Below are 23,395 nucleotides of genomic sequence, written 5' to 3'. Positions count from 1 at the left end.
GGTCCGAGCGTGGAACTGCGCCGGAGTCGGGGCGCCCGTGTGCTCGCCCTGGTCTGCGTACTCGGTGGGGTGGTCCTGCTGGCCCTGCCCCGCGACGGGGCCCTGCTCCGGACGATCGTCGCGGTCGGCGCCATCGCCCTCGGCGGCGTCGCGCTGGTCAGCGCCCTGCGGCCGTTCCGGTTCGGCATCGGCGCGGACGGGCTCACCGTCCGGCGGCCGGGCCTGCGCCGGACGCTGCCGTGGGCCGAGGTCGGCGCGCTGGTCCTCGACGAGCCGCCCCGACGTGACGGCCGTCCGCAGCCGCCGCGGCTGCTGCTGGTGCCCGCGCCGGACGTGACGATCGGGCCGGCGACCGCCCGGCACCCGCTCGACGGCCGGCCCGCCGTCGAGTTGCTCGTCCTCGACCAGGTCCGCGAACAGCCCGAACAGGTGTCCGCCGCGCTCACCCACTACGCCGGCGACCGTTTCCTGGACCTGCAGGCGTTGCGCCGCGCGGCCTTCGCCGACCCGGACCTGGCCACCGGCCTGCGCGGATACCGGATGGACCAGGTCGACCGGTTGATCCGGCGCGGCCAGGACGCCCTGGTGTCTGAGGACGCGTCGGCCCGCCGGGCGGCCCGCACCGAGATCGACCGCGTCCGCGCCGCCGGCCTGCCGATCGCCCAGCGGGGGTACGGCACCGACCAGGCCGACGCCGCCCTGGACGCCCTCGCCACAGTGCTGGCCGACCACCAGTCCACCGACCGGGAGACCGCCACATGATCGCGCAGGGACAGGACGCCACGTCGGCCGACGCGCCGCGCCGCAACTGGGCCGGGAACGTGCGCTACGGCGCGCGGGCGTTCCACCGGCCCACGTCCACCGACGAGCTGCGCCGACTCGTCGCCGGCAGCGACCGGATCCGGGCGGTCGGCACCGGGCACTCCTTCAACCGCTTCGGCGACACCGACGGTGACCTGGTCTCCCTGGCCGGTCTGCCGCCGACCATCGACGTGGACCCGCAGCGCCGGCGGGTCACCGTCGCCGGCGCGCTGCGCTACGGCGACGTCGCCCAGAACCTGCACACCCAGGGGTACGCGCTGGCGAATCTCGCCTCGCTGCCGCACATCTCGGTGGCCGGCGCGGTGGCCACCGCCACCCACGGCTCCGGGCAGACCCACGGCAACCTGGCCACCTCCGTCGCCGCCCTGGAACTGGTCACCGCCGACGGGGACCTGCTGCACGTGGACCGCGACACCGACGGGGACATGTTCGCCGGCATGGTGGTCGGGCTCGGCACGTTGGGCCTGGTCACCCGGGTCACCCTGGACCTGGTGCCGGCCTTCGAGCTGCGCCAGTACGTCCGCCTCGACCTGGCACGGGAGGCGCTGGACGAGGCGCTGGGCTCGGCGTACAGCGTGAGCGTCTTCACCGACTGGCGTACGCCCCGGTTGCGGGAGGTGTGGCGCAAGCAGGCGGTGGACCAGGCGCCACCGGACGCGGACTGGCTCGGCACCACCGCCGCCGACGAGCCCCGGCATCCGGTGCTCGGCATGCCGGCGGAGAACTGCACACCGCAGCTCGGTGTGCCCGGCCCGTGGCACGAGCGGCTGCCGCACTTCAAGCTCGGCTTCACGCCCAGCAGCGGCGACGAACTCCAGTCCGAGTACCACCTGCCCCGCTCGGTGGCCACCGAGGCGCTGGCCGCGCTGGACGAGGTGGCGCACCTGATCGCCCCGGTGCTCCACGTGTGCGAGTTGCGGACGGTCGCGGCGGACGAGCTGTGGCTCAGCCCGAACCACAGGCGGGACAGCTTCGTCGTGCACTTCACCTGGATCGACGACGCCGCCCGGGTGCTCCCGGTCCTGGCCGCCGTGGAGGAGCGGCTGGCGCCGTTCGCTCCCCGCCCGCACTGGGGCAAGGTCTTCGTCACCGATCCGGCGGAGCTGGCCGCCCGCTACCCCAGGTACGACGACTTCGCCGCCCTGCTGACGCGCATGGACCCCACCGGCAAGTTCCGCACCGACCTGCTGGACCGCTACCTGCCCCGCTGACCGGTCGGTGTGCGCATGGCGCCGCGTTGGACGGCGCGGCTGATGTCGCTGGGGGAGACGATGCCAGCCAAGCGGCCGTCGTCGTCCACCACCAGGGCGCGGCCGTCGGCGCACTCGCTGAGCCGGGGCAGCAGGTCGTTGAGCTGCTCGTCGGGCCGGGTCAGGACGAGCTGGTCGGCCCGGCAGGCCACCTCGGCCAGACTGGTCGACCCCCGCCGGTCGGCCGGCACGCCGCGTACCCGGTCCAGGGTGACCAGCCCGGTCGGCCGGCCCTGGTCGGTCAGCGGAAGCGCCGAATGCCGGTACGCGAACAGGTAGTGGTCGACGAAGTCGCCGACCGTCATGTCCGCCGACGCGGTCTGCGGCTGCGGGGTCATCACCTCGCCGACCCGGATGCCGCGCAGCGCGCTGCCGGCGCGGGCCTGGCGCTCCTCCATGCCGGCCGCCCCGATCAGGAACCAGCCGATCAGCGCCAGCCACAGGCCACCGAAGCCGAACCCGGCCAGGAACTGCCACAGCCCGAGACCGATCAGCAGTACACCCAGCACCCAGCCGGCCCGCGCGGCGACCACCGACGCCCGGGTCCGGTCGCCGGTGGCCTTCCACACGGCGGCGCGCAGCAGCCGACCGCCGTCCAGCGGCGCGGCCGGCAGGACGTTGAAGACGGCGAGCAGCACGTTGATGCCGGCCAGCCACGCCACCGCCCCGAAGAGCAGTCCGCCCTGCCCGGCCAACGCCAGCAGCAGCGCGATGGCACCGAAGAACGCCCCGATCACCAGGCTGACCAGCGGGCCCACGCCGGAGATCCGCAGCTCGGCCCCCGGGTCGCGCGGCTCGCCGCGCAGCTCCGCCACCCCGCCGAACAGCCACAGCGTGATGCCGTCGACCTCCAGCCCGTTGCGCTTGGCGACGATCGCGTGCGACACCTCGTGGGCCAGCAGGCCGACGAAGAAGACCACCGCGGCGGCCAGACCCGCGAGGGCGTACGCCACGGGTGAGCGATCGGGGTACGAGCGGGGGAACTGGTTGGCGGAGAGCCCCCACGCGATCAGCGCGAAGATGACCAGCACGCTCCAGTTGACGCCGACCGGCACCCCCGCGACCCGGCCAAGCCGGAAACTCGCCCTCATCCCACGGAGATACCCCCAAAGGTCGCGGGCATGCCGTGAATCAGGCCCCGTACCTGCGGGGGCTCTCGCTGGCGATGGTCGCCTCCCGGGGCAGGGCCGCAGCGCGCAGCGCCCAGTCCAGCGCGTAGTCGGCGACCTCCTCCCAGCCGGCCTGCCCGACGGTGAAGTGCGACCGCCCGGGGAACTCCTCGTACGCGGTGAGCGCCCGGGACTTCTGGTAGAGCCCGGCGTTGGAGCGGACCACCGACGCCGGCACCACGTGGTCGAGTCCGCCGGCCATCAGCAGCAGCGGGGCGCGGTCGTTGCGCCCGACGTCGACCCGCGCGGGTGAGCGCGGGTCGATGTTGGCGAAGGCGCCCTCGAAGAACACCCGCCCGGCGCCCGGGACCGCGTAGCGCTCCCAGGCCCGGTCGGAGTCGGCTCGGCTCATCGTGTTGCCGAAGGTGTAGGCGAAGTCGTCAGGGGTGAAGGGGACGGCCCTGCTCCGGTTGGCGGGGCTGCGCAGGATCGGGAAGCCGGAGCGGAGCTGGCTCAGCGGCACCTTGAGCACGCCCTTGATCGCCGCGGGGTGCACCCCCACCACCGCGGCGCCGAGGCCCCGGTCGGCGAGGACCTGGGCGAACAGGCCGCCGAACGAGTGCCCCATGATGATCGGCGGTCGGGCCAGCGCCCGAATGATCTTGTCGTAGTGCGCCACGATCGTGGCCATGCCCTGCTCGGCGATCGGTCCGGGGTCGTCGCGCAACTGCTCCACGGACCGGTCCATGCCGGGCCAGGCGGGCGCGATCACGTGCATGCCGCGGGCGGTGTACCGCTCGATCCACCCCTCCCAGCTGCGCGGTGTCATCCAGAGTCCGTGGATCAGCACGACCGTGTCGACCCGGCCCTGCGGCGTGGCACCCATCGCGTTCCCCCCGGTGTCGCGTGTCCGGCCCGGCGGTTACCCGCTGCGGGGCCGAAAAACCCCGGGGAACCGCCCCTGACAAATGTCACGGTCGGGACGTGACGGCCGCTCCGGGCACGGGGGTACGCGCCGCCGGAGCATCAGTGACATGACCAGTACGCATCCGGCCGTCGAGTTGGACGGCCTCACCAAGACCTTCGGCGCGGTCACCGCCGTCGACGGGTTGAGCCTGCGGGTGCAGCCCGGCGAGGTGGTGGCCTTCCTCGGCCCGAACGGCGCGGGCAAGACCACCACCATCGACATGCTGCTCGGGCTGGCGCGGCCGGACGCGGGCACCGTCCGCGTCCTCGGTGGTACGCCGGACGAGGCGGTGGCCCGGGGTCGGGTCGCCGCCGTACTCCAGACCGGCGGACTGCTCAAGGACCTGACCGTCGGCGAGACGGTCGAGATGACCGCCCACTTCTACCGGCACACCCGGCCGGCCGTCGAGGTGCTGGAGCGGGCCGGCATCGCCGACATCGCCGGGCGGATGGTCGGACGCTGCTCGGGCGGTCAGCAGCAGCGACTGCGGTTCGCGCTGGCCCTGCTGCCGGACCCGGACCTGATGGTGCTCGACGAGCCGACCACCGGCATGGACGTCGAGGGTCGGCGGGACTTCTGGCAGGCACTGCGCCGCGACGCCCGCGCCGGACGGACCGTCGTCTTCGCCACCCACTACCTCGACGAGGCGGACGCGTACGCCGACCGGATCGTGCTGGTCCGGCAGGGACGCGTCGTCGCCGACGGCACCACCGCCCAGATCAAGAACCTGGCCGCCGGCCGCACGGTACGCGCCACCCTGCCCGGCGCCGACCAGGCCGCGCTCGCGGCGCTGCCGGGCGTGGACGCCGTGGAGGTACGTGGTGACACCGTGCTGGTGCGCACCGGCGACTCGGACGCGATCGCCCGGCACCTGCTCACCAGGACCGACGCCCGGGACGTGGAGATCACCTCCCGGAACCTCGAGGACGCCTTCATCGCCCTGACCACCGCGCAGACCGGAGCCTGAGATGACCACCCTGTCGGCGACGCCCACCCCGACCGTCGAGCCGGACCGTCGGCTGCCCGTGCTGGGCGGCTTCTCCCCGCGCGTCCTGCGCATCGAGCTGCGCCGGGTGCTGCGCAACCGCCGTACCCTCGCCTTCACGCTGATCATGCCGGGTGTCTTCTTCCTCATCTTCGGCCTGCCGCAGGGCGGGCAGAACCTGGACAACGGCCGGCCCGTGACGGCGTACATCATGATCAGCCTGGCCGTGTACGCGGCCATGGTGGCGACGACGAGCGCGGGCGGCGCGGTGGCCACCGAACGTGCCCTGGGCTGGAGCCGGCAGCTGCGGCTCACCCCGCTGCGCCCGACCGCGTACGTGGCGACGAAGCTGATCACCGCGATGACCCTCGGCCTGCTCGCGGTCGCCGTCGAGTTCCTGGTGGGCGCCGTGGCCGGCGTCCGCATCCCGGCGTACGTCTGGCTGCTGTCCGGTGTGGCCGCCTGGCTCGGATCGCTGGTGTTCGCGGCGTTCGGGCTGTTCATCGGCTACCTGGTGCCGGCGGAGAACGTCATGCAGTTCCTCGGACCGATCCTGGCCGTGCTCGCCATGTTCGGCGGGCTCTTCGTACCCGTCGAGGTGTTGCCGCACGTGCTCCAGCAGGTCGCGACGTTCACCCCGGTGTACGGCATGGGCGAGCTGGCCCGTGCCCCGCTCACCGGCGAGGGGGTGAGCCTCGCGGCGGTGGCCAACCTGGTCGTCTGGGCACTGGTCTTCGGGGTGGGCGCGGCCCGGCTGTTCCGCCGGGACACCGCGCGGGTCTGACCGGCGGGACGGTTAGCGTGAACCCGATGGACCTCTCGCCCGGGCAGCCCCGGCCGGTGAGCCGCCACTGGCGGCTCACCGGCTGGCTGCTCGCCGCGGTGTGGCTGTTCTTCCTCAACGTGCCGCTCTCCACCGCACTGCACCAGGCGGAGCTGTGGCGCCGGCTCGTCGGGGTCGCGGCGCTGATCGCCTTCAGCGTCGGCTACGTGCTGCTGTTCGAGTGGGCCCGCCGGCTGCGCCAGTCGCTGCTGCCGATCCCGGTGGGCCGGGCGCGGTCCGGGCTGGCGCTGCTGCTCGCGGTGGGCCTGGCCAGCATGCCGGGCACCGGTGGGGACTGGCTGGCCACCCTGGTCTACGTGGCCGCCGCGGCGGTGTTCCTGCTGCCCGCGTGGGAGGCGTTGGCCGCCGTGGTGGTCTGCGCGGTCACCCCCGCGCTGGCCTCCTGGCTGGTACCGGGGTGGCGGACCGAGACCGGCATCGTCTGGGCGGTGCTGCTCGCCTCGTTCGCCATGTTCGGGGTGTCCCGGCTGGCCCAGCGCAACAGCGAACTCCAGGCCGCCCAGCGGGAGATCGGCCGCCTCGCCGTCGCCGAGGAGCGGGCCCGCGCCGCCCGCGACCTGCACGACATCCTCGGGCACTCGCTGACCGTGGTGGCGATCAAGGCCGAGCTGGCCGGGCGGCTGATCGAGGTGGACACCGGCCGTGCCGCCGCCGAGATCGCGGAGGTGGAGAGGCTGGCCCGGGCCGCGTTGGCCGACGTGCGGCAGACCGTCGGCGCGTACCGCGAGGTGACCCTGGCCGCGGAGCTGACCGGCGCCCGTTCCGCGCTGGCCGCGGCGGGCATCGCGGCGGACCTGCCGGCCGACGTGCCGCCGCTGCCGGCGGAGTGGGACCGGTTGTTCGGCTGGGCGGTGCGGGAAGGGGTGACGAACGTGGTCCGGCACAGCGGGGCGCGGTGCTGCACGGTCCGGGTGGACCAGGACGGGATCGAGGTGGCCGACGACGGCCGCGGCCCGTCCACTCCCGACACCACCGGCCACGGGCTGGTGGGTCTGCGCGAGCGGGCGCGGCGGTTGGACGCCGTGGTGACCGTCGGTCGCCGACCGTCCGGCGGTTTCCTGCTGCGGGTTCACGCGCCGGGGGACTCCCGGTGAGCGCACCGATCCGGCTGCTGCTCGCCGACGACCAGGCGCTGGTCCGGGGCGCGCTGGCGGCGCTGCTCTCGCTGGAACCGGACCTGACCGTGGTGGCCGAGGTCGGCCGGGGCGACGAGGTGGTGACCGAGGCGCTGCGTCACACGCCCGACGTGGCCCTGCTCGACGTCGAGATGCCCGGCCTGGACGGGATCGCCGCGACCGCCGCGCTGCGGACCGCGCTGCCGACCTGCCGCGTGCTGGTGGTCACCACCTTCGGCCGGCCCGGCTACCTGCGCCGGGCGATGGAGGCCGGCGCGAACGGCTTCGTGGTCAAGGACACCCCCGCCCGGCAGCTCGCCGACGCGGTCCGTCGGGTGCACGCCGGCCTGCGGGTGGTCGACCCGACGCTGGCCGCGGAGACCCTGGCCACCGGCGCCAGCCCGCTGACCGAGCGGGAGACCGAGGTGCTGCGCGCGGCGCGGGGCGGCGGCACCGTCGCCGACCTGGCCGCGACACTGCACCTGTCCGAGGGGACCGTGCGCAACCACCTCTCGGCGGCGATCGGCAAGACCGGTGGCCGCAACCGGGCGGACGCCGTCCGCGTCGCCGAGCGCAACGGCTGGCTGCTCGGCGAGTGAACGGCGCCGCTCAGGCGGTCGGGGGCGCCGCTCATGCCGTCGGCGGCGGCGCTCAGGCCGTCGGGGCGGCGCTCAGGCCGTTGGCGGCGCCGCTCAGGCCGTTGGCGGCGGCGTGGGCAGTTGATCGACCACCACCAGGCTGCTGCCCGGACGCACCTCGGCGAGCAGTTCCCGCTGGCCGCTGCGGGTCACCCGGATACAACCGTTGGTGGTGTTCTCGCCCAGCTCATCGTCGTTGTACCAGGTGTGCAGGCCGATGTGCGCGCCGCGCAGCCCGGTCGGCACCGCCTCGGGGTCGTCCGGCACCGAGCCGAGGGCGTAGATGTCCACGCCGCCGTACACCTGCTCCGGCGGCGGGGTGCGGCCCAGGACGAACGTGCGGCCGAGCGGGGTCTCCTGCCCCTCCTGGCCCAGGCTGGTCTTCCAGGAGCGCACCGCCTTGCCGGCGCGGTACCAGGTGAGCCGGTGGACCTTGCGCTCCACCACGATCTGGTCGCGCAGCGGCACCGTGGCGAACCCGCCGGGCGGCAGCCAGGCCAGCCGCCGGTTGGCCGACGGCAGCAGGACGGCCGTCCAACCGGCCCGCTTCTCGGCGACCGGCACGGTCAGTTCGACACCGGCGAGCGTCGGTTCGAGGAAGGCCAGCGGACGTCCACCGGGCGCGTCGTACGCGGCGACGCGCCGGGTCGGGTGCACGCCCTCGGTCAGCGGCGTCGTGTCCATGGTGGCCGGGTCGGCGGGGAAGCCCTTGGGCGCGGGGTCGTAGTCGACCACCGGCAGCCCGTCCGGGGCGGGCGCGGCCGGCGGGACCGACTCCTCCGGGCTCTGCTCGACGCTGCTGGGCGTCGGATCGGCGGCCACCACGCGTCGGTCGTCGGGGGCCGTCGAGCGCGGGGTGAGAGCCTTGCCGACCAGCAGCGCGACGATCAGCAGCGCGGGTACGGCGATGGCGGCGGCGATGAGGCCGGCGCGGCGGCGGTACGGAGTAATCCGGTCAAACGACACGAAACAACTGTATCGGACGCAGGGATGCAAGGAAGGGCACCTTCTTATACAAAAAGCGATAAGAAGGTGCCCTTCCTTGCGCGGGGTTAGACGCGGGCGCCGATGTGGACGGCTATCGCGTCGTGGGCTGGCACGTTCGCGGCGAACCAGCCGCTACCGTCCACCGTGATCACCGGGCCGCTGCACGTGCCACCGCTGTACGTGCCGTGAATGACGTCGCAGTACCGGCCGGCAGGCAGGCCGGTGTAGTAGGAGCGGCCGTTCACCGCGGAGTCCTCGTCGTTGACGGTGAGGAAACCCTTGCCGGTGCGGCTGAACGCGATGTGGTTGTTGCCGTTGTCGTACCAGTTGGCGACGCCGGCGCCCTCGGTGGCGTTGCGGAACCCGACCATGTTGGCGATCACCGGCCAGCGGTGCTCGCACTCCCAGCCGGAGTAGCAGGTGGTGTTGAGGGTCTTGTTGGCGCCGTCCGACGGCGGGCCGGCGTCCCGGTTGCTGAAGGTGTAGCTGGACATGACCGTCGGCGACCCGTACGGCCAGGCCAGCATGAAGGCGTTCGCCAGGGCGTAGATCCCGCGATCCTTGTACGTGAGCACCCCGCCGGAGTCGCGCTGGGTGTCGTGGTTGTCGACGAACACCGAGGCCGGTGCGCTCGGCAGGTGGCCCCAGCCCTCGCCGAAGTTCTTCAGGTACGCCAGCCGCTCGGAGCGGAACACGCGGGCCAGGTCCTTGCCGTAGCGGAACTCGTGCACGTCACCGATGCCTGTGTATTCGGTCGGCTGGACCGGCTCGCCCGCGCCGTAGATGACCTCCTGCACGATGTACGCCGAGCGGGACAGCTTGCTCTTGATCGCGGCGATGTCGGCGGCCGGCATGTGCTTGCTGGCGTCCATCCGGAAGCCGTCCACGCCGAGGGAGAGCAGGTCGTTGAGGTACGCGGCGATCCTCGTGCGCACGTAGTCCGACTCGGTCTTCAGGTCCGAGAGGTTGACCAGTTCGCAGTTCTGCACCTCGTACCTGTCGTTGTAGTTGGCGATGTCGTCGCCGCCGTTGCGGCCGCAGTGGTGGAAGTCCTGGGTCTGGTAGATGCCCGGGTAGTCGTAGTGCGAGTAGGGCGACCCGGCCCAGCCGGTGCCGCCGTTGTCCTGACCGGACATGTGGTTGACCACCGCGTCGACGATCACCTTGACCCCGGCCGCGTGGCAGGTGTTCACCATCGACTGGAACTGGGCCCGGGTGCCCTTGCGGGACTCGATCCGGTAGCTGACCGGCTGGTACGCCAGCCACCACTGGTTGCCCCGCACGTGTTCCTGCGGGGGTGAGACCTGGACGTAGCCGTAGCCCTTGGGGCCGAGCGTGCTCTGGCACTCGCTGGCCACCGACGGCCAGTTCCATTCGAAGAGCTGGACGATGACCTTCTTGGTGCCGGACGGGGCGGCGACGGCCGGGGGTGCCGTCACGGCGGTGGGGACGAGCAGGCTGGCGATCAGCCCGAGGGCGAGGATCGCCGAGCCGCGTCGACGTCGGTGCATCGGGACTCCTGACGGGAGCGGGGGTGGGGGTGGGGCGCTGCGGGGGAGAGCCTGACGTTGCCGGAATCTTGCAACCCAGACTGAAATTTGCCGAAAGATTACAAGCGTGTTGCAACGGCTGTCAATGCATGGACATCCGTCGCTGTCCAGTCCCGACCGCCTGGGCGGACACAACGCACGGCGACGCCCCTCGGTTCGATCGCGACCCAGAATTTTTCACCCACCGGTGATCCGCCGACCCCGCCCGTCCGTACTGGATGGGGGAGCAGGGGTCGGCCGGTGGTACGCCGCCGCGAGACGATCGAGGAGCAGATGGCCCGGGCACAGCAGAACCAGAAGGCGGCCACCGTCCGGACCAGCGAGAGCAGTCGGGGCGTACGCACCCGGTCGCGGTCCGCGACCGCCGCGCTCATCGCGTCGGCGCTCGCCGCCGTCTGGGCGGCGACCATGCTGACCGGCGCCGGTCAGACGGCGTACGCGTACGGCTTCTTCTTCACCGAGTTCTTCGCCGGGGTGATCGCCCTGGTGTCGTTGAGCCTCACCGTGATGCTCGGCCTGCTCGCCACCGACCGGCTGGTGCTGGGCATCTCGCACCGGGTGCTGATGCAGTCGGCGCACCGGGCCACCGGCGTACTCGGCGTTGCCGGGCTGGGCTTCCACGTCCTCACCAAGATCGCCACCGGACGGGCCGCCGCCACCGACGCCCTGGTGCCGTTCGTCGGCGGCCGAGGGCTCTACGTCGGGCTCGGCACGGTCGCCGCCCTGCTGATGGTCAGCGTGATCTGGACCGGCATCATCCGGGCCCGCTTCGCCGGCGTCGGTCCGAAGTGGCTGTGGCGCACCCTGCACTCCACCGCGTACCTGTCCTGGCCCTTCGCGATCCTGCACGGCCTCAACGCCGGGCGGGCCGCGAAGTCCTGGGTGGTCCTCAGCTACCTCGGCTGCATCCTGCTGGTCGTGCTGGCGCTGCTGGTACGGCTCTCGGTCACCATCGGCCGGCGCAGCCGCGAACAGCACCAGGCGGCCCTGCGCAACGCCGCCATGGCCGCCCGGCCCGGCACGGAGAGCCGGGGCCGGTCGCTGCTGGCCGGGTTGGGCCGCCGCCGTGAGTCGACCGCGGACAAGCGTCCCGCCTGGGCGGAGGCCACCACCGCCACGTGGACCGCCCCACCGGCCGCCCGGCGGCGCGACCCCGAGCGGTTCACCGTCCCGGTGGTGCCCGAACCCGGCTCCCTCGCCGAGCCCGCGCGGCCCAGCCGCCGCCGCGAGGAGGAGCCGGTGCCCAGCCGCCGCCGGCGCGACGAGGCGGAACCCGCCGCCCGCCGCTCGGCCCGCCGAGCCGTGGACGAGACCGTCACCCGTCGACGCGACGAGGAAGAGCAGGAGCCGGTGACCCGGCGACGCGGGTCGCGTACCCGCGACCGGGACGAGGAGACGGCCCCGCCCCGGCGGCGCCGCGCCGAGGAGCCGGCCGCCGAGCGGGCCAGCCGCCGATCCCGCTCCGAGGACGACGGCACCCGCTACTCGGCGCCGCCACAACGGACGGTCGCCGAGCCCGAGGAGCCGTGGGACAGCCCGCGCCGGTGGCAGGCCGCCGACCCGATCTCGGCCGGCCCGGTCTCCGCCGAGCCGATCTCCGCCGGCCCCATCTCGGCCGCGCCCCGTAGCGGCAGCGGTCGGCACAGCGTCGAGGAGGACCTGCCGGAGGAGCCGGACTACTGGCGCCCGCCGGCCCGGTACGTGCCGGACGAGATCGCGCCTCCCGTCGACGACACCCCGACCCTCGTCGACCTGGCGTCCCGCCGCGCCCGCCGCGCCGAGGGCCGCTCCGCCAAACGCCGCAAGGCCAACGCGGACGCCGTGGACGGGGCGTACTGGGCCGGGCTGCGGGGTGAGGCCAAGTGATGCGGACGACCGTGCCCCCGGTCGCCTGCGTCGGCGAACCCCGGCTGACCGCCGGCTTCGCCGAGTTCGGGCGGCTCGACCTGGCCGCGCACGAGGAGGTGCACGGACCGGTCGGCCCGATGGAACCGGCGCAGCTACTCCGGCTCGCCGAGGGCATGCAGCTCAAGGGCAAGGGCGGGGCCGGTTTCCCGTTCGCCCGCAAGCTGCGCGCCGTACTCGAGTCCTGCGAGCGGCAGGACCTCGCCGCCGTCGTGGTGGTCAACGCCACCGAGGGGGAGCCGGCCAGCTGGAAGGACAAGGTGCTGCTGACCCGCGCCCCGCACCTGATCCTCGACGGCGCGGCGCTCGCCGCGTACGCGCTCGACGCCGACGAGATCGTGATCGGCGTCGCCGATGACGGGGTTGGCCGGGACTCGCTGATGGAGGCCCTCGAGGAGCGTCGGATGCCGGTGCAGACGACGATCGTCACCGTGCCGCACCGGTTCATCTCCGGCGAGGGCGGCGCGCTTGTCAACGGGATCAACGGGCTGCCGCACATCCCGCCGGGCACCAAGAAGCGTTCCAGCGACTCCGGCGTCGGCGGACTGCCCACCCTGCTGTCTAACGCCGAGACGTACGCCCAGCTCGCCGTCGGCGCGCGACTGGGCCCCTACGAGTACGCGGCGCTGGGCACCGACGACGAGCCGGGCACCGTGCTGCTCACCGTCACCGGCGCGGCGGGCCGACCCGCCGTGGTGGAGTGCACCGCCGGCATGCCGCTGCGCGACGTCCTCGACCTGTGCGAAGTGCCGGACGTCCAGGGCATCCTGATGGGCGGCTACCACGGCAAGTGGATCACCCCGGAGGCCGCGGAGAAGGCCGAGGTGTCCCGCAAGGGACTCGCCGCGGTCGGCGGCACCCTCGGCGCCGGCATCATCGTCCCCCTCGGGCTCGACACCTGCCCGCTCGGCGAGGCCGCCCAGGTGGTGCGCTACCTCGCCGGCGAGTCCGCCGGCCAGTGCGGACCGTGCAAGATGGGCCTGCCGGACCTGGCCCGCGCGGTGGACCTGGCCGTGGCCGGCAGCCAACCGGCGGACGTGGTGCGGGCAGCCGCCGGCGAGGTGAAGGGCCGGGGCGCGTGCAGCCACCCCGACGGCACCGCCCGCTTCGCGCTCTCCGCCATCGAGGTCTTCACCGAGGACCTGCGGCTGCACAGCACCGGCGACGGCTGTGGCCGGCGGGTCAAGGGCGTGATGGGGCTGCCGGGCGCACCCGACGCCAACCCGCAGAAACTCACCCTGGACTGGTCCCGCTGCGACGGGCACGGGCTCTGCGCGCACGTGGTACCGGACTTCATCCGGCTCGACGCGAACGGATACCCCGCGTTCCCGCCCACCCCCGTGCCGACCTGGCTGCGGGAGGGCGCGTTGAAGGCGGTCAAGGTGTGCCCGGAACTCGCTCTGCGCCTCGCCAAGGCCGAGTAAGGAAGGGCACCTTTCTAACGCCTCATGTATAGGAAGGGCACCTTCCTTACGACTGTGGAGGGAGACCGATGCGCCGCTCACGAAGGTGGCCACGCCGAGGCACCGCGGTCGTGCCGCTCCTGGCCCTGCTCGCCGCGGCCGCCTGCACCGGCACCGCGGCACCCCCTCCGGCAGCCGCCGGCACCGCGACACCTGCCACCACCGCACTGTCCGGCGCTCCGAGCGCCGCCGCGGCGCAGGTCCCGGACATTCTGCGCTTCACAGGCACCACCCTCACCGGCGCCGCGTTCGACGCCGCGCAGCTCGCCGGCAAGCCGGTGGTGCTGTGGTTCTGGGCGCCGTGGTGCGCCACCTGCGCCAGCCAGGCCTGGACAATTGCCGAGGTCGCACCCCGCTACCGGGACACCGTGCCGATCATCGGCGTCGCCGGGCTCGGCGAACAGCGGGCCATGAAGGACTTCGTCGCCGAGTTCGACCTCGCCGGAACGCCGCAGATCGACGACCGCAAGGGCGCCCTCTGGAAGCGGTTCAAGGTGACCGAACAGAGCATCTTCGTGATCATCGACCGGGACGGCAGGGTCGTGCACCAGGGATTCCTGGACGGTGAGGCGCTCACCGCCAAGGTCGCCGCGCTGGCCGGGGCGTGACCGCCGCACTGCTGCTCGCGCTGACCGCCGGCATGCTCGGCGCGGTCAACCCGTGCGGCTTCGCGTTGCTGCCCGCGTACCTCTCGCTGTTGGTCGCCGGTGCCACGGACACGCGCGGCGCGGTCGGCCGCGCGCTCACCGCGGCGGCCGGGCTGACCCTGGGGTACGTGCTGGTCTTCGGCGCCTTCGGCCTGGCGCTCGCGCCGCTTGCCGGCTGGCTGCGGCCCCGGCTGCCGTGGCTGACCGTGACGCTCGGGGTGCTGCTGGTGGTGGCCGGCTGCTGGTTGCTCGCCGGCCGGCGGCTGCCCGCCCCCGGCTGGTCGGCCCGCGCGCCCCGGCTGACCCGGTCCTGGCCGTCCATGGCGCTGTTCGGCGCGGCGTACGCGTTGGCGTCGCTCGGCTGCGCCATCGCGCCGTTCCTGGCCATCGTGGTGACCAGCCTCCAGGCCGGGTCGGCCGGGCGAGGGCTGGCACTGTTCGGGGCGTACGCCCTGGGGATGGGTCTGGTGGTCGCGGTCGCCGCGCTCGGCGTGGCCCTGCTGCGCGACGGCCTGGTGGCCCGGCTGCGCGGCGCCGGCGCGCTGGTGCCTCGGCTCAGTGGCCTGGTGCTGCTGCTCGCCGGGGGCTACGTCGCCTGGTACGGCTGGTACGAGGCGAGGCTGGCCGCCGGCCGCCGCGACGCCCTGCACGACCCGGTGATCCAGGCGGCGTCCCGACTGCAACACGCCCTGGCGCAGTTCCTGGACAGCCTCGGCCCGGCGCTGCTCCTGGCGGCCCTAGTTGCCCTGCTGCTCCTACACGCAGCCCGAACCCGCCCCCCATCCCGCGATCTTGCAGTTTCTGCCGCGACAAGAGCAGCAGAGAACGGGTCCGAAACTGCAGGATCGACGGGCGGGGTGGGTGGGTCAGCGGGGGGTTAGGCGGTCTGTTCCCAGGCGGTCCTGGAGGACCTCTGGGATGAGCACCGAGCCGTCGGCCTGCTGGTACTGCTCCAGGATGGCCGGGAAGAGCCGGCTCGTGGCCAGCGCCGAACCGTTGAGGGTGTGCACGAAGCGGGTCTGCTTGCCGCCCGGCTCGCGGTAACGGATGGCCGCCCGACGAGCCTGGTAGTCGCCGGCCCAGGAGACCGACGACACCTCCTTGTACTTGCCGGTGCTCGGCATCCACACCTCGATGTCGAGGGTCTTCTTCATCGACGCGCTGGCGTCACCGGCCGAGAGCAGGGTGCGCTGGTAGTGCAGGCCCAGCCCCTCGACCAGGCTCTCGGCGTGGGCGAGCATCTCCTCAAGTGCCGCGTCGGCCTGCTCCGGCAGGGTGAACTGGAAGATCTCCACCTTGTTGAACTGGTGCCCGCGCACCGTGCCGCGCTCGTCCGAGTGCGACCCGGCCGACTCGCGCCGGTAGCACGGGGTGTACGCGAACGCCTTCAGCGGCAGCTTCGGGGTCTCCAGGATCTCGTCCTGGTACGCGCCGAGGATCGCCGTCTCCGAGGTGGGCAGCAGGAACTGCCCGCGCGGGGCGGACGCCGCGTCCAGGTGGTAGACGTCGTCGTAGAACTTGGGGAACTGCCCGGCGGCGAAGCCGGCCGAGTCCAGCAGCAGGTGCGGCGGGAGCAGGAACTCGTACCCGGCCCTGATGTGCTGGTCGACGAAGTAGTTGAGCAGCGCCCACTCCAGCCGCGCGCCGAGCCCCGTGTAGATCCAGAAGCCGGACCCACCGAGCTTGACGCCGCGCTCGTAGTCGACCAGACCCAGTGCGCGGCTCAGCTCCACGTGGTCGCGGACCTTCTCGATGGCCGGTGGCTCGCCGAAGGTCTTGACGACCCGGTTGGCCTCCTTGCCGCCGGCCACCACGTCGTCGCTGGGCAGGTTGGGCAGCTCGCTCATCGCTTCGCGCAGCCGGGCCTGCACCTCGTCCAGCTGGGACTCCAGCTCGGCGAGCTGCTTACGCTCGGCGTCCGGCGCGGCGGCCTGCGGCTCCTCGCCGGCGCGCTTGGCCTGCGCGTACGCCCGGGCCTCGGCCTTGCGGCGTTGCCGCTCGGCGTCGATCTCCGTGATGAGGGCGCGTCGTTCCTGGTCGAGCCGCTGGATCTCGTCCAGGGCACGGGTGACCTCGGCGGGATCCAGACGCTTCGCCAGCGCGGTCGCCACCGCCTCGCGATCCTTCCGGATCAACTCCATGTCGAGCATGCTGCTCCGTACGCCTCCGTCCGGGGTCACAGGTGAACCACCAGATGCTACCGTCGTGCCCCTTTCGGCCCGGGACGGGGAGTGACGACCGCGCTTCTACAGCCGGATCGGCATCAGCACGGAGAAGGTGTCCGCGTCGTCCGGCCGCCGGACGGCCAGCGGGGCGACCGGCCCGTCCAACTCCAGCACCAGTTGGGGGGCGCCGGCCGCGTCCAACGCGTCGAGCAGGTAGCCGCCGTTGACGCCGACCCGCAGCGCGTCGGCGCCCAGGTCGGCGGCGGGGAGCAGCCGAAGCCCGCCCTGGTCGTCGACGCCGAGCACGGTGACCTCGTGGGCCGTCCCGTCGTGGTCGCGGGCGACGGTGGGGGCCGCCGGGTCGGCCAACGCGGCGCGCAGCGAGGCCACGTCGACCAGGATCCGGCGGGCGGTGGGCCGCTCGCCGACAGCCTTGCGCAGCAGCCGGCGGTAGTCCGGGAAGTCGTACGGCAGGGCGGTGCCGGTCACCGTCCGGTCGGCCACCACCACCCGCAGGTCAGCGCCAGCCACGGTCAATGACACCGGCCAGGCGTCGGCGGCGTCGAGCAGCGGCCGGAGCTGGTCGACGAGGGCAACGGGGACGAACACCCGCACCGGCGGACCGTCGACATCGGCCCGGGAGCGCGCCAGCGCGAGCCGGTACCTGTCGGTGGCGACGAGCCGGACACCGTCGGGCTCCACGTCGAGGAGCACGCCGGAGAGCATCGGCAGCTCCGGGTCGACGCCGACGGCGAAGCGCACCGCGTCGAGCGCGCCGGCCAGGTCGGCGGGGGAGAGGAGCAGCGTGGTGGTGGCCGGTCGGGCCGGGTCGACCATGGCCCGCAGCCGGGTCACCTCACGGCGGGCGTCGGCGAGCCCGTCGACCAACCGGCGCAGGTGGGTGTCGAGCAGCCGGTGCACCGCCGCCGGCTCGGCGCGTACCGCCGCGGCGATCTCCGGCACCGGCATGCCGATCCGGCGCAGCCCGGCCACCAGCCGGGCCGGGGCGATCTGCTCGTCGGTGTACCAGCGGTAGCCGGTCACCGGGTCGACCAGGGCCGGTTCCAGCACCCCCGCCGAGTCGTAGAAGCGCAGTGCGCTGACGGTCAGGCCACTGGCCCTCGCCAGCTCACCGATGCTGTGCAGGTCGCTCACGCCGGCATCCTGCCCCCTCGACCCGGTCGAGGGTCAAGCCGAGGGTGCCAGCGTCTCCTGCTTGAGCACCCGGAAGGTGAGCCCGGCCCGGACGAGCCGGTCGAGCAGCGCGTCGCCCATCGCGGCGACCGGGGTGAGCTGGCCGCTGGTCGGCGGCAGCTCGTCGAGCGCCAGGCACAGTGCCGACTCGCCGAGCATCTTCGCCGTCTCGTCGTAGCCCGGGTCACCGCCAGCCACCTCGGTGACCACCCGCCGCCCGCCGCCGGTGCCGACGAAGCGGACCTTGAACCAGGACGCCGCCCGTTGCTCGGCGGTGGGCCCCTGCCCGGAAGCGAGCCGACCGAGCAGCCACCGTCGGGTGGGTGGCAGCTTCACCAGGCCGACCACCGCGCCGAGCCCCACCGCGCTGGCCAGCACGGTCGGCAGCCGCTTCATGGCGGCGAAGTGCCGGTAACGGAAGTCCGGGCCGTACTCCGGGCGGGCCGCCGCCGAGCGGCGGACCACCTGCGGGTCGATGGTCGGCAGCGGCACGGTCCAGATGCCCAGCTCCGCCGAGCGGCCCATCCGGCCGGGCACCGCCCGCACCCTGCGGTCGGTGGGGCGCGGCTCGACCGCCCGGCGGTCCCGGGCGGCCCGGCTGGCCTGCCCGGTACGGGAGAACGCGGTGAGCGCCGAGTGGTACGTGCCGGCCGAGAACCGGCCACCGGCGCGCACGTAACCGTCCACGGTGATCGGCACGTCGGCGGGCAGTTGCTTGACGGTGAACCAGACACCCAGGTCGTGCGGGATGGAGTCGAACCCGCAGGCGTGCACCAGCCGCGCGCCGGTGCGGGCGGCCTCGGCGTGGTGGCGGACGTACATCAGGTCGACGAACTCCGGCTCGCCGGTGATGTCCAGGTAGTCGGTGCCGGCCGCGGCGCAGGCGGCGACCAGCGGCTCACCGTGCCGGACGTACGGGCCGACGGTGCTGGCGACCACCCGCGCGTCGCGGGCCACCGCCCGAAGCGAGTCGGTGTCGGTCACGTCGGCGTTCAGCAGCGGCAGGTCCGCCAGGGCCGGGTCGATCGCGGTGAGCCGGTCCCGTACGGCGGCGAGCCGGTCCGGGTTACGCCCGGCCAGCGCCCAGCGCAGCCCGGGTGGGGCGTTGCGGGCCAGGTATTCGGCGGTGAGCCCACCGGTGAACCCGGTCGCCCCGAACAGGACCACGTCGTACGTTCGCTCCCCAGCCATCCTGCGAGTCTGCCATCCGCCCGCGCCGATGGCCCAACGGTCACGGGCTGAAGACCGCCCGGACGCAACCGTCGGCCCGCTCCTGGAACAGCGCGTACCCGTGCGGGGCGTCCTCCAGTGGCAGCCGGTGGGTGGCCAGATGCTCGGTCCGCAGCTCGTCGCGGGCCATCCGGTCCAGCAGCATCGGCACGTCCCGCAGGTCCGGCCGCCGCGCCCCGCGCACCGCGAGCCGCTTGTCGGTCACCGCGCCCAGCGGAAACGCGTCGACGAACCCGTCCGTCCCGCCGAGCACCACCACCGTGCCGCCCTTGCGGCAGGCGTACACCGCCTCGCGCAGGGCGTCCGGGCGGTCACCGGTCCGGGCGCCGAAACGGTCGACCACCGACCGGGCGTGCGGTTCGCCGACCGCCACCACGCACACGTCCGGTCCACGCCCTCCGCTGCGGTCCCGCAGCTCGGCCGACACGTCGGTGCGGCGGTAGTTGAGCGGCTCCGCGTCGGCGTGCCGCTCGGCCATCCGCAACCGCTCCTCGTGCCGGTCCACGACGACCACGCGGGCGCAGCCGCGCAGCGTCGCCGCCCGGGCGGCCAACTGGCCCACGGCGCCGGCGCCCCAGACCGCCACCACGTCACCGGGCCGCACCGCGCCCAGCTCGGCCGCGAGCCAGCCGGCCGGTGCCGCGTCGGCGGCGAACAGCGCCCGGTCGTCGCCGACCACGTCGGGCACCCGGAAGGCGGTCACGTCCGCGTACGGCACCCGCACGTACTCGGCGTGGCCACCGGCGAAGCCGCCCGCCGCGCGGGGCCGCCCGAAGCAGCCGGCGTCCGACCGTCCCCAACCGGCGTCGACGGTCGCCGGGTCGGCGCTGCCGTTGTCGCAGCAGGCGTGCAGGCCAGCGCGGCAGTACCAGCACCCGCCGCAGGCGACACCCGCGCCGACCACCACCCGGTCGCCGCTGCGGTGCCGGCGTACCTCCGGGCCGGCCTCGACCACCTCGCCGAGGAACTCCGCCCCGAGCACGTCGCCACCGCGCAGCAGCGGATCCCGCCCCGCCAGCAACGGCAGGTCGGCACCGCAGGTCGCGCTCCGGCGAACCCGGACGATGATGTCCCGTTCGTTGCGCAGCTCCGGGTCGGGCACCTCGCGTACCGCGAGCTCGCCCGCGTCCACCCAGCACAGCGCCCTCACCCGGCGGCCTCGGGCCGGTCCAGCGCGGAGCGGTCCGCGCGCAGCACCTCGCCGGTCTCGGCGTGCTGCTTGACCTGGCGCAACATGCGGCGGACCAGCAGCCTCGGGTCGTCGCCCACCAGGTGCGCGGCGAGCCCGACGGTCGGCGTAGCCCCGACCAGCGGGCGGGCGGCCAGCTCGGTGCCCCGGTCACCCGGGGCCGGGCGCACCCGCACCTCGACCGCGCCGTCCAGGCGGCGCAGCGGCTCCGGCCACCGGCCGCCGGGCAGCACCTCGTCCGGCGGCCGGTCGACGGTCACGACCTCCCACCGGCCCTTAGCGGCGGGGTCGCCGTCCGCGCCGGACCGGCCGCGACGCCGGGGTACGCGCAGCAGACGCGCCGCCCCCGGCAGCGTCGAGCCGACGAGGGCGGTTCCCACCCGCGTCAGCCGTCGCATCGGTCCCACCCGTCCTCCCGTTCCACGTTCCCGATCGTCGGTCCCGTCCGGGTGAAGCGGGCTCGCCCGGAAGGGGTGAACCGGCCCCGGTCGGGTAACCGCTCGCCGACCGGGGGTGGGACGCGTCGCTGGGGGTGGGGCCGGGTGCCGGAACAGCAGGATCACGCGCGGGTCGGCACGGCACCGGGGCGTACGGCGGACCGGCCGTTGCTGGCGTCCCGGTTGACGCCGGCCGCGCCACCCGGGTCGGTGGTGGCCCGCCCCCGTCTGCTGCGCCTGCTGGACGAGGGCAGCACGGGGCCGGTCACCCTGGTCGCCGCGCCGGCCGGCTGGGGCAAGACGACGCTGCTCGCCTCGTGGGTGCGGCTGACCGGTGCCGCCCAGGAGACCGGGCCGGGTCCGGTGGTGCCCGACGCCGGTGCGGCCCCGGCGGTGGCCGGACCGGAGCCGGCGTGGGTGTCGGTGGAGACCGGCGACGACGGCGAGCGGCTGTGGGCGTACCTCGCGGCGGCGCTGCGGGCGGCCACCGGGCCCGACGACGACGGCCCGGTGCCCGACCGGCCGCCCCGCCCCGACCAGTTGGAGGCCCTCGCCGCCGCCCTCGCCACCGCGGACCGGCCGGTCCTGCTGGTCCTGGACGACCTGCACCGGATCACCGATCCGGCGGCGCTGGCCGGCCTGGAGTTCTTGCTGCGGCACGCCGAGCAGCGACTACGCCTGGTGGTCGGGGCGCGGGCGGGGCTGCCGTTGGCGCTGCACCGGCTCCGCCTCGCGGGCGAGCTGACCGAGATCGGCCCCGACGACCTGGCGTTCACCGACGACGAGGTGGCCGACCTGCTCACCGCGCACGGAGCGGCACTGCCGGCGAGCGCGGTGCACCGGCTGCGCGAACGCACCGGCGGGTGGCCGGCCGCGCTGCGGATCGCCGCCCTGGCGGTACGCGGGCAGGCCGACCCGGAACGCTGGGTGGGCCAGTTCGGTGGTGACCAGCCGGAGATCGCCGGCTACCTCCAGGAGGAGGTGCTCGCGGCGATCGACCCGACCGATCGGGACCTGCTGCGCCGCACAACCCTCGCCGAGACGGTCTGCGCCGACCTGGCCGAGGCGTTGACCGGCCGCACCGATGCCGCCCGGGTCCTGGCCGACCTGGCCGGGTCGGGTGGTGTGCTGCGCCGGGAGGACGGCCGCCCACCCTGGTACCGCCTCGAACCGCTGCTGGCCGACCTGCTCCGGGCCGAGCTGGCCGGGTTGCCCGCCGACGAGTTGCGCGAGCTGCACGTGCGGGCCGCCGACTGGTACGCCCACGCCGGTCGGCCGGCCGACGGTCTGCGGCACGCGTTGGCCGCCGGCCGATGGGACCTGGCCGGCGACCTGTTCGTCGCGTACTGGCCGGAGCTGACCCGCTACGACCGGGACACGCCGGCCGTTGCGCCGCCGCCGTCTCCACCGCCGGAGGTGGTCCGCGCCGACCCGGAGGTGGCCCTGGCCTGCGCAGCCGAGCGGGCGTACGCCGGTGACCTGCCGGCCGCCACCGGCCACCTGCGCACCGCGGCCGCGTACGCGGGGGGTCTGCCGGTGCCCCGCCGGGACCGGTTCCTGCGGCTCGCCACCGCGCTGGAGTTGACCGTGGCCCGGCTGGAAGCCGACCCGGTGCGGGCGCGGGCTGCCGCAGCCCGGTTGCTGCGGACCCGTCCCGCCGGGGCCGACCCGAGCGGGACGCCGGACGCCGCGCCGACGAGCGGTGGCGGCGGCGCACCCGACGACGCGGACCTGCGGGCGTTCACCGGCACCGCGCTGGGGCTGATGGAGTTGGCCGCCGGCGCGTTGCCCCACGTGCGCTTCGTCCGGGCCCGCTCGGCGGCCCGGGACGCCGGACGGGCCCGCACCGAACTGGTCGACGCCAGCCGCTGCGCGCTGCTGCTCGCCGTGCGCGGCGACCTGCGCGCGGCGGAGCGGGCGGCCCGGGACGCGCTGGGCATGCCGCCGTGCCGGGGCTGGTCCTGCCGCCTCGACTGCGGCTACGCGTACCTGGCGTTGGCCGTGGTGGCGCTGCACCGCGACCAGCCCGACGAGGTGGCCGCGAACCTCGCTCTGGCCACCCCGGCGACCGGCGGCCCGGAGTCGGAGGACGGCGAGCCGGTGGCGGCGGCCGTGGCCGCGCTGTGCCGGGCGCGGCTGCACGGTGACGCCGGTGACCCGGCGGCCGGCCAACGGCTGCTCGTGCGGGCGCGGGAGGCGTTGACCGAGCTGCCGGACGCCGCCGAACTTGCCGCCCTGCTGCGGGCCGCCGAGGCGGAGCTGCGGGCCGAACGGGGCGACCTGGACGGTGCCCGCGAGCTGCTGGCCGGCGACGACCCGACGCTCGCGGTGGGCCTGGCGCGGGTGGAGCTGCGGGCCGGCGACGCCGGTGCCGCGGGTCGGGCGCTGCCGGACTGGCAGGCTCCGCACGCCCAGGCGTGGCCTCTACCGGTACGCCTGGACGCCGGCCTGCTGGACGCGGTCCTCGCCGAGCGGGGCGGAGACCTCCGACGCGCCGGTCGGATCCTGGAACAGGTGCTCGACCTCGCCGGCCCGCAGGGCTGCCGGCGGGTCTTCACCCGCGCCGAGACGCCGGTACGCGACCTGCTGGCCGCACACCTGGACGCCGGCACCGCGCACTTCTCCCTCGTCAGCGACCTGGTACGGGACGCCGAACCGGCCCCGACCCGACCACCCGCCGAGCCGGGAGGCACGCTCGACGAGCCGCTCACCGAGCGGGAGCTGACCATCCTGCGGTACCTACAGAGCATCCTGTCCAACGTGGAGATCGCCAGCGAACTGTCCCTGTCGGTCAACACGGTGAAGACGCACGTGCGCAACATCTACCGCAAACTCGACGCGACCCGCCGGCGTGAAGCTGTCCGGCGGGCGCGCGAGCTGCGGCTCCTCTGAGCCGTC

Annotated in this window: 20 protein-coding genes; 11 read left to right on the top strand and 9 right to left on the bottom strand. The window is 74.4% G+C overall.

Features of this window, described 5'->3' with window-relative positions; genetic code table 11:
* Positions 1–9 precede the first annotated feature (9 nt).
* Positions 10–762: a hypothetical protein gene (locus ABZS77_RS20370; RefSeq protein ID WP_354824842.1), complete on the top strand. Its 753-nt coding sequence runs from the start codon at positions 10–12 to the stop codon at positions 760–762.
* Positions 759–2,033 carry an FAD-binding protein gene (locus ABZS77_RS20365; protein WP_354824839.1) on the top strand — a complete coding sequence of 425 codons (1,275 nt, stop codon included), beginning with the start codon at positions 759–761 and terminating at the stop codon, positions 2,031–2,033. The genes ABZS77_RS20370 and ABZS77_RS20365 overlap by 4 nt, the downstream gene beginning before the upstream one ends.
* Here the strand turns inward: ABZS77_RS20365 and ABZS77_RS20360 are convergent.
* Both ABZS77_RS20360 and ABZS77_RS20355 read right to left on the bottom strand, forming a co-directional pair.
* Positions 2,018–3,163 carry a site-2 protease family protein gene (locus tag ABZS77_RS20360; protein WP_354824836.1) on the bottom strand — a complete coding sequence of 382 codons (1,146 nt, stop codon included), beginning with the start codon at positions 3,161–3,163 and terminating at the stop codon, positions 2,018–2,020. The genes ABZS77_RS20365 and ABZS77_RS20360 overlap by 16 nt on opposite strands.
* A 40-nt stretch (positions 3,164–3,203) precedes the next feature.
* Positions 3,204–4,067, bottom strand: coding sequence for an alpha/beta fold hydrolase (locus tag ABZS77_RS20355; protein WP_354824833.1), 864 nt, complete (start codon positions 4,065–4,067; stop codon positions 3,204–3,206).
* Positions 4,068–4,215: 148 nt separating this feature from the next.
* Between ABZS77_RS20355 and ABZS77_RS20350 the strand changes: the two genes are divergently transcribed.
* Genes ABZS77_RS20350 through ABZS77_RS20335 form a run of 4 tightly spaced genes read left to right on the top strand, consistent with a single transcriptional unit; the run spans position 4,216 to position 7,691 of the window.
* Positions 4,216–5,115, top strand: a complete 900-nt coding sequence (locus ABZS77_RS20350) for an ABC transporter ATP-binding protein (protein ID WP_354824831.1) — start codon at positions 4,216–4,218, stop codon at positions 5,113–5,115.
* A gap of 1 nt (position 5,116) precedes the next feature.
* Positions 5,117–5,917, top strand: coding sequence for an ABC transporter permease (locus tag ABZS77_RS20345; RefSeq protein WP_354824829.1), 801 nt, complete (start codon positions 5,117–5,119; stop codon positions 5,915–5,917).
* Between the two features lie 26 nt (positions 5,918–5,943).
* Positions 5,944–7,071 carry a histidine kinase gene (locus tag ABZS77_RS20340; protein ID WP_354824826.1) on the top strand — a complete coding sequence of 376 codons (1,128 nt, stop codon included), beginning with the start codon at positions 5,944–5,946 and terminating at the stop codon, positions 7,069–7,071.
* Entirely contained in the window at positions 7,068–7,691 is a 624-nt protein-coding gene (locus tag ABZS77_RS20335) for a response regulator transcription factor (RefSeq protein ID WP_354824823.1), read from the top strand. Before ABZS77_RS20340 ends, ABZS77_RS20335 begins: the two co-directional genes overlap by 4 nt.
* 93 nt (positions 7,692–7,784) lie before the next feature.
* Here ABZS77_RS20335 and ABZS77_RS20330 read toward each other — a convergent pair whose 3' ends face one another.
* The gene (locus ABZS77_RS20330; RefSeq protein ID WP_354824820.1) at positions 7,785–8,696 is read right to left on the bottom strand and encodes a L,D-transpeptidase family protein; all 912 of its coding nucleotides are present in this window, start codon (positions 8,694–8,696) and stop codon (positions 7,785–7,787) included.
* Positions 8,697–8,782: 86 nt separating this feature from the next.
* Complete coding sequence (locus ABZS77_RS20325; protein WP_354824817.1) at positions 8,783–10,228, bottom strand: alpha-amylase family glycosyl hydrolase; 1,446 nt, start codon at positions 10,226–10,228, stop codon at positions 8,783–8,785.
* A 279-nt stretch (positions 10,229–10,507) separates the two neighbouring features.
* Between ABZS77_RS20325 and ABZS77_RS20320 the strand changes: the two genes are divergently transcribed.
* The 4 genes from ABZS77_RS20320 to ABZS77_RS20305 all read left to right on the top strand — a co-directional run bounded on the left by ABZS77_RS20320 (position 10,508) and on the right by ABZS77_RS20305 (position 15,163).
* Positions 10,508–12,133 carry a hypothetical protein gene (locus ABZS77_RS20320; RefSeq protein ID WP_354824814.1) on the top strand — a complete coding sequence of 542 codons (1,626 nt, stop codon included), beginning with the start codon at positions 10,508–10,510 and terminating at the stop codon, positions 12,131–12,133.
* Entirely contained in the window at positions 12,130–13,596 is a 1,467-nt protein-coding gene (locus tag ABZS77_RS20315; protein WP_354824811.1) for an NADH-ubiquinone oxidoreductase-F iron-sulfur binding region domain-containing protein, read from the top strand. The genes ABZS77_RS20320 and ABZS77_RS20315 overlap by 4 nt, the downstream gene beginning before the upstream one ends.
* A gap of 119 nt (positions 13,597–13,715) precedes the next feature.
* Positions 13,716–14,243 carry a redoxin domain-containing protein gene (locus ABZS77_RS20310; protein WP_354825057.1) on the top strand — a complete coding sequence of 176 codons (528 nt, stop codon included), beginning with the start codon at positions 13,716–13,718 and terminating at the stop codon, positions 14,241–14,243.
* On the top strand, positions 14,240–15,163 hold the full coding sequence (locus tag ABZS77_RS20305; protein WP_354824808.1) for a cytochrome c biogenesis protein CcdA: 924 nt from the start codon (positions 14,240–14,242) through the stop codon (positions 15,161–15,163). The genes ABZS77_RS20310 and ABZS77_RS20305 overlap by 4 nt, the downstream gene beginning before the upstream one ends.
* Here the strand turns inward: ABZS77_RS20305 and serS are convergent.
* From serS to ABZS77_RS20280, 5 genes are all read right to left on the bottom strand, one after another.
* Positions 15,149–16,432, bottom strand: a complete 1,284-nt coding sequence (gene serS, locus ABZS77_RS20300; RefSeq protein ID WP_354825054.1) for a serine--tRNA ligase — start codon at positions 16,430–16,432, stop codon at positions 15,149–15,151. The genes ABZS77_RS20305 and serS overlap by 15 nt on opposite strands.
* 96 nt (positions 16,433–16,528) lie before the next feature.
* Positions 16,529–17,593 (bottom strand): MerR family transcriptional regulator, encoded by a 1,065-nt coding sequence (locus tag ABZS77_RS20295; RefSeq protein ID WP_354825051.1) that lies wholly within the window; start codon positions 17,591–17,593, stop codon positions 16,529–16,531.
* 42 nt (positions 17,594–17,635) lie between these two features.
* Positions 17,636–18,832 carry a saccharopine dehydrogenase NADP-binding domain-containing protein gene (locus ABZS77_RS20290; RefSeq protein ID WP_354824806.1) on the bottom strand — a complete coding sequence of 399 codons (1,197 nt, stop codon included), beginning with the start codon at positions 18,830–18,832 and terminating at the stop codon, positions 17,636–17,638.
* A gap of 40 nt (positions 18,833–18,872) precedes the next feature.
* Positions 18,873–20,021 (bottom strand): alcohol dehydrogenase catalytic domain-containing protein, encoded by a 1,149-nt coding sequence (locus ABZS77_RS20285; RefSeq protein ID WP_354824803.1) that lies wholly within the window; start codon positions 20,019–20,021, stop codon positions 18,873–18,875.
* Positions 20,018–20,458 (bottom strand): hypothetical protein, encoded by a 441-nt coding sequence (locus ABZS77_RS20280; RefSeq protein WP_354824801.1) that lies wholly within the window; start codon positions 20,456–20,458, stop codon positions 20,018–20,020. The genes ABZS77_RS20285 and ABZS77_RS20280 overlap by 4 nt, the downstream gene beginning before the upstream one ends.
* 144 nt (positions 20,459–20,602) lie before the next feature.
* On the opposite strand from ABZS77_RS20280, the gene ABZS77_RS20275 reads away from it, so the two are divergent.
* Entirely contained in the window at positions 20,603–23,389 is a 2,787-nt protein-coding gene (locus tag ABZS77_RS20275; RefSeq protein ID WP_354824798.1) for a LuxR C-terminal-related transcriptional regulator, read from the top strand.
* Positions 23,390–23,395: the final 6 nt, after the last annotated feature.

The organism is Micromonospora sp. NPDC005298 (genome assembly GCF_040607375.1).
GTDB lineage: Bacteria > Actinomycetota > Actinomycetes > Mycobacteriales > Micromonosporaceae > Micromonospora.
This window is presented reverse-complemented; position numbering and strand designations above follow the sequence as displayed.

Excerpts from the sequence above, each read along its gene's own strand:
- ABZS77_RS20365 (WP_354824839.1), top strand. The coding sequence starts at position 759 with ATGATCGCGCAGGGACAGGACGCCACGTCGGCCGACGCGCCGCGCCGC.
- ABZS77_RS20360 (WP_354824836.1), bottom strand. The coding sequence starts at position 3,163 with ATGAGGGCGAGTTTCCGGCTTGGCCGGGTCGCGGGGGTGCCGGTCGGC.
- ABZS77_RS20355 (WP_354824833.1), bottom strand. The coding sequence starts at position 4,067 with ATGGGTGCCACGCCGCAGGGCCGGGTCGACACGGTCGTGCTGATCCAC.
- ABZS77_RS20350 (WP_354824831.1), top strand. The coding sequence starts at position 4,216 with ATGACCAGTACGCATCCGGCCGTCGAGTTGGACGGCCTCACCAAGACC.
- ABZS77_RS20345 (WP_354824829.1), top strand. The coding sequence starts at position 5,117 with ATGACCACCCTGTCGGCGACGCCCACCCCGACCGTCGAGCCGGACCGT.
- ABZS77_RS20340 (WP_354824826.1), top strand. The coding sequence starts at position 5,944 with ATGGACCTCTCGCCCGGGCAGCCCCGGCCGGTGAGCCGCCACTGGCGG.
- ABZS77_RS20325 (WP_354824817.1), bottom strand. The coding sequence starts at position 10,228 with ATGCACCGACGTCGACGCGGCTCGGCGATCCTCGCCCTCGGGCTGATC.
- serS (WP_354825054.1), bottom strand. The coding sequence starts at position 16,432 with ATGCTCGACATGGAGTTGATCCGGAAGGATCGCGAGGCGGTGGCGACC.
- ABZS77_RS20290 (WP_354824806.1), bottom strand. The coding sequence starts at position 18,832 with ATGGCTGGGGAGCGAACGTACGACGTGGTCCTGTTCGGGGCGACCGGG.
- ABZS77_RS20280 (WP_354824801.1), bottom strand. The coding sequence starts at position 20,458 with ATGCGACGGCTGACGCGGGTGGGAACCGCCCTCGTCGGCTCGACGCTG.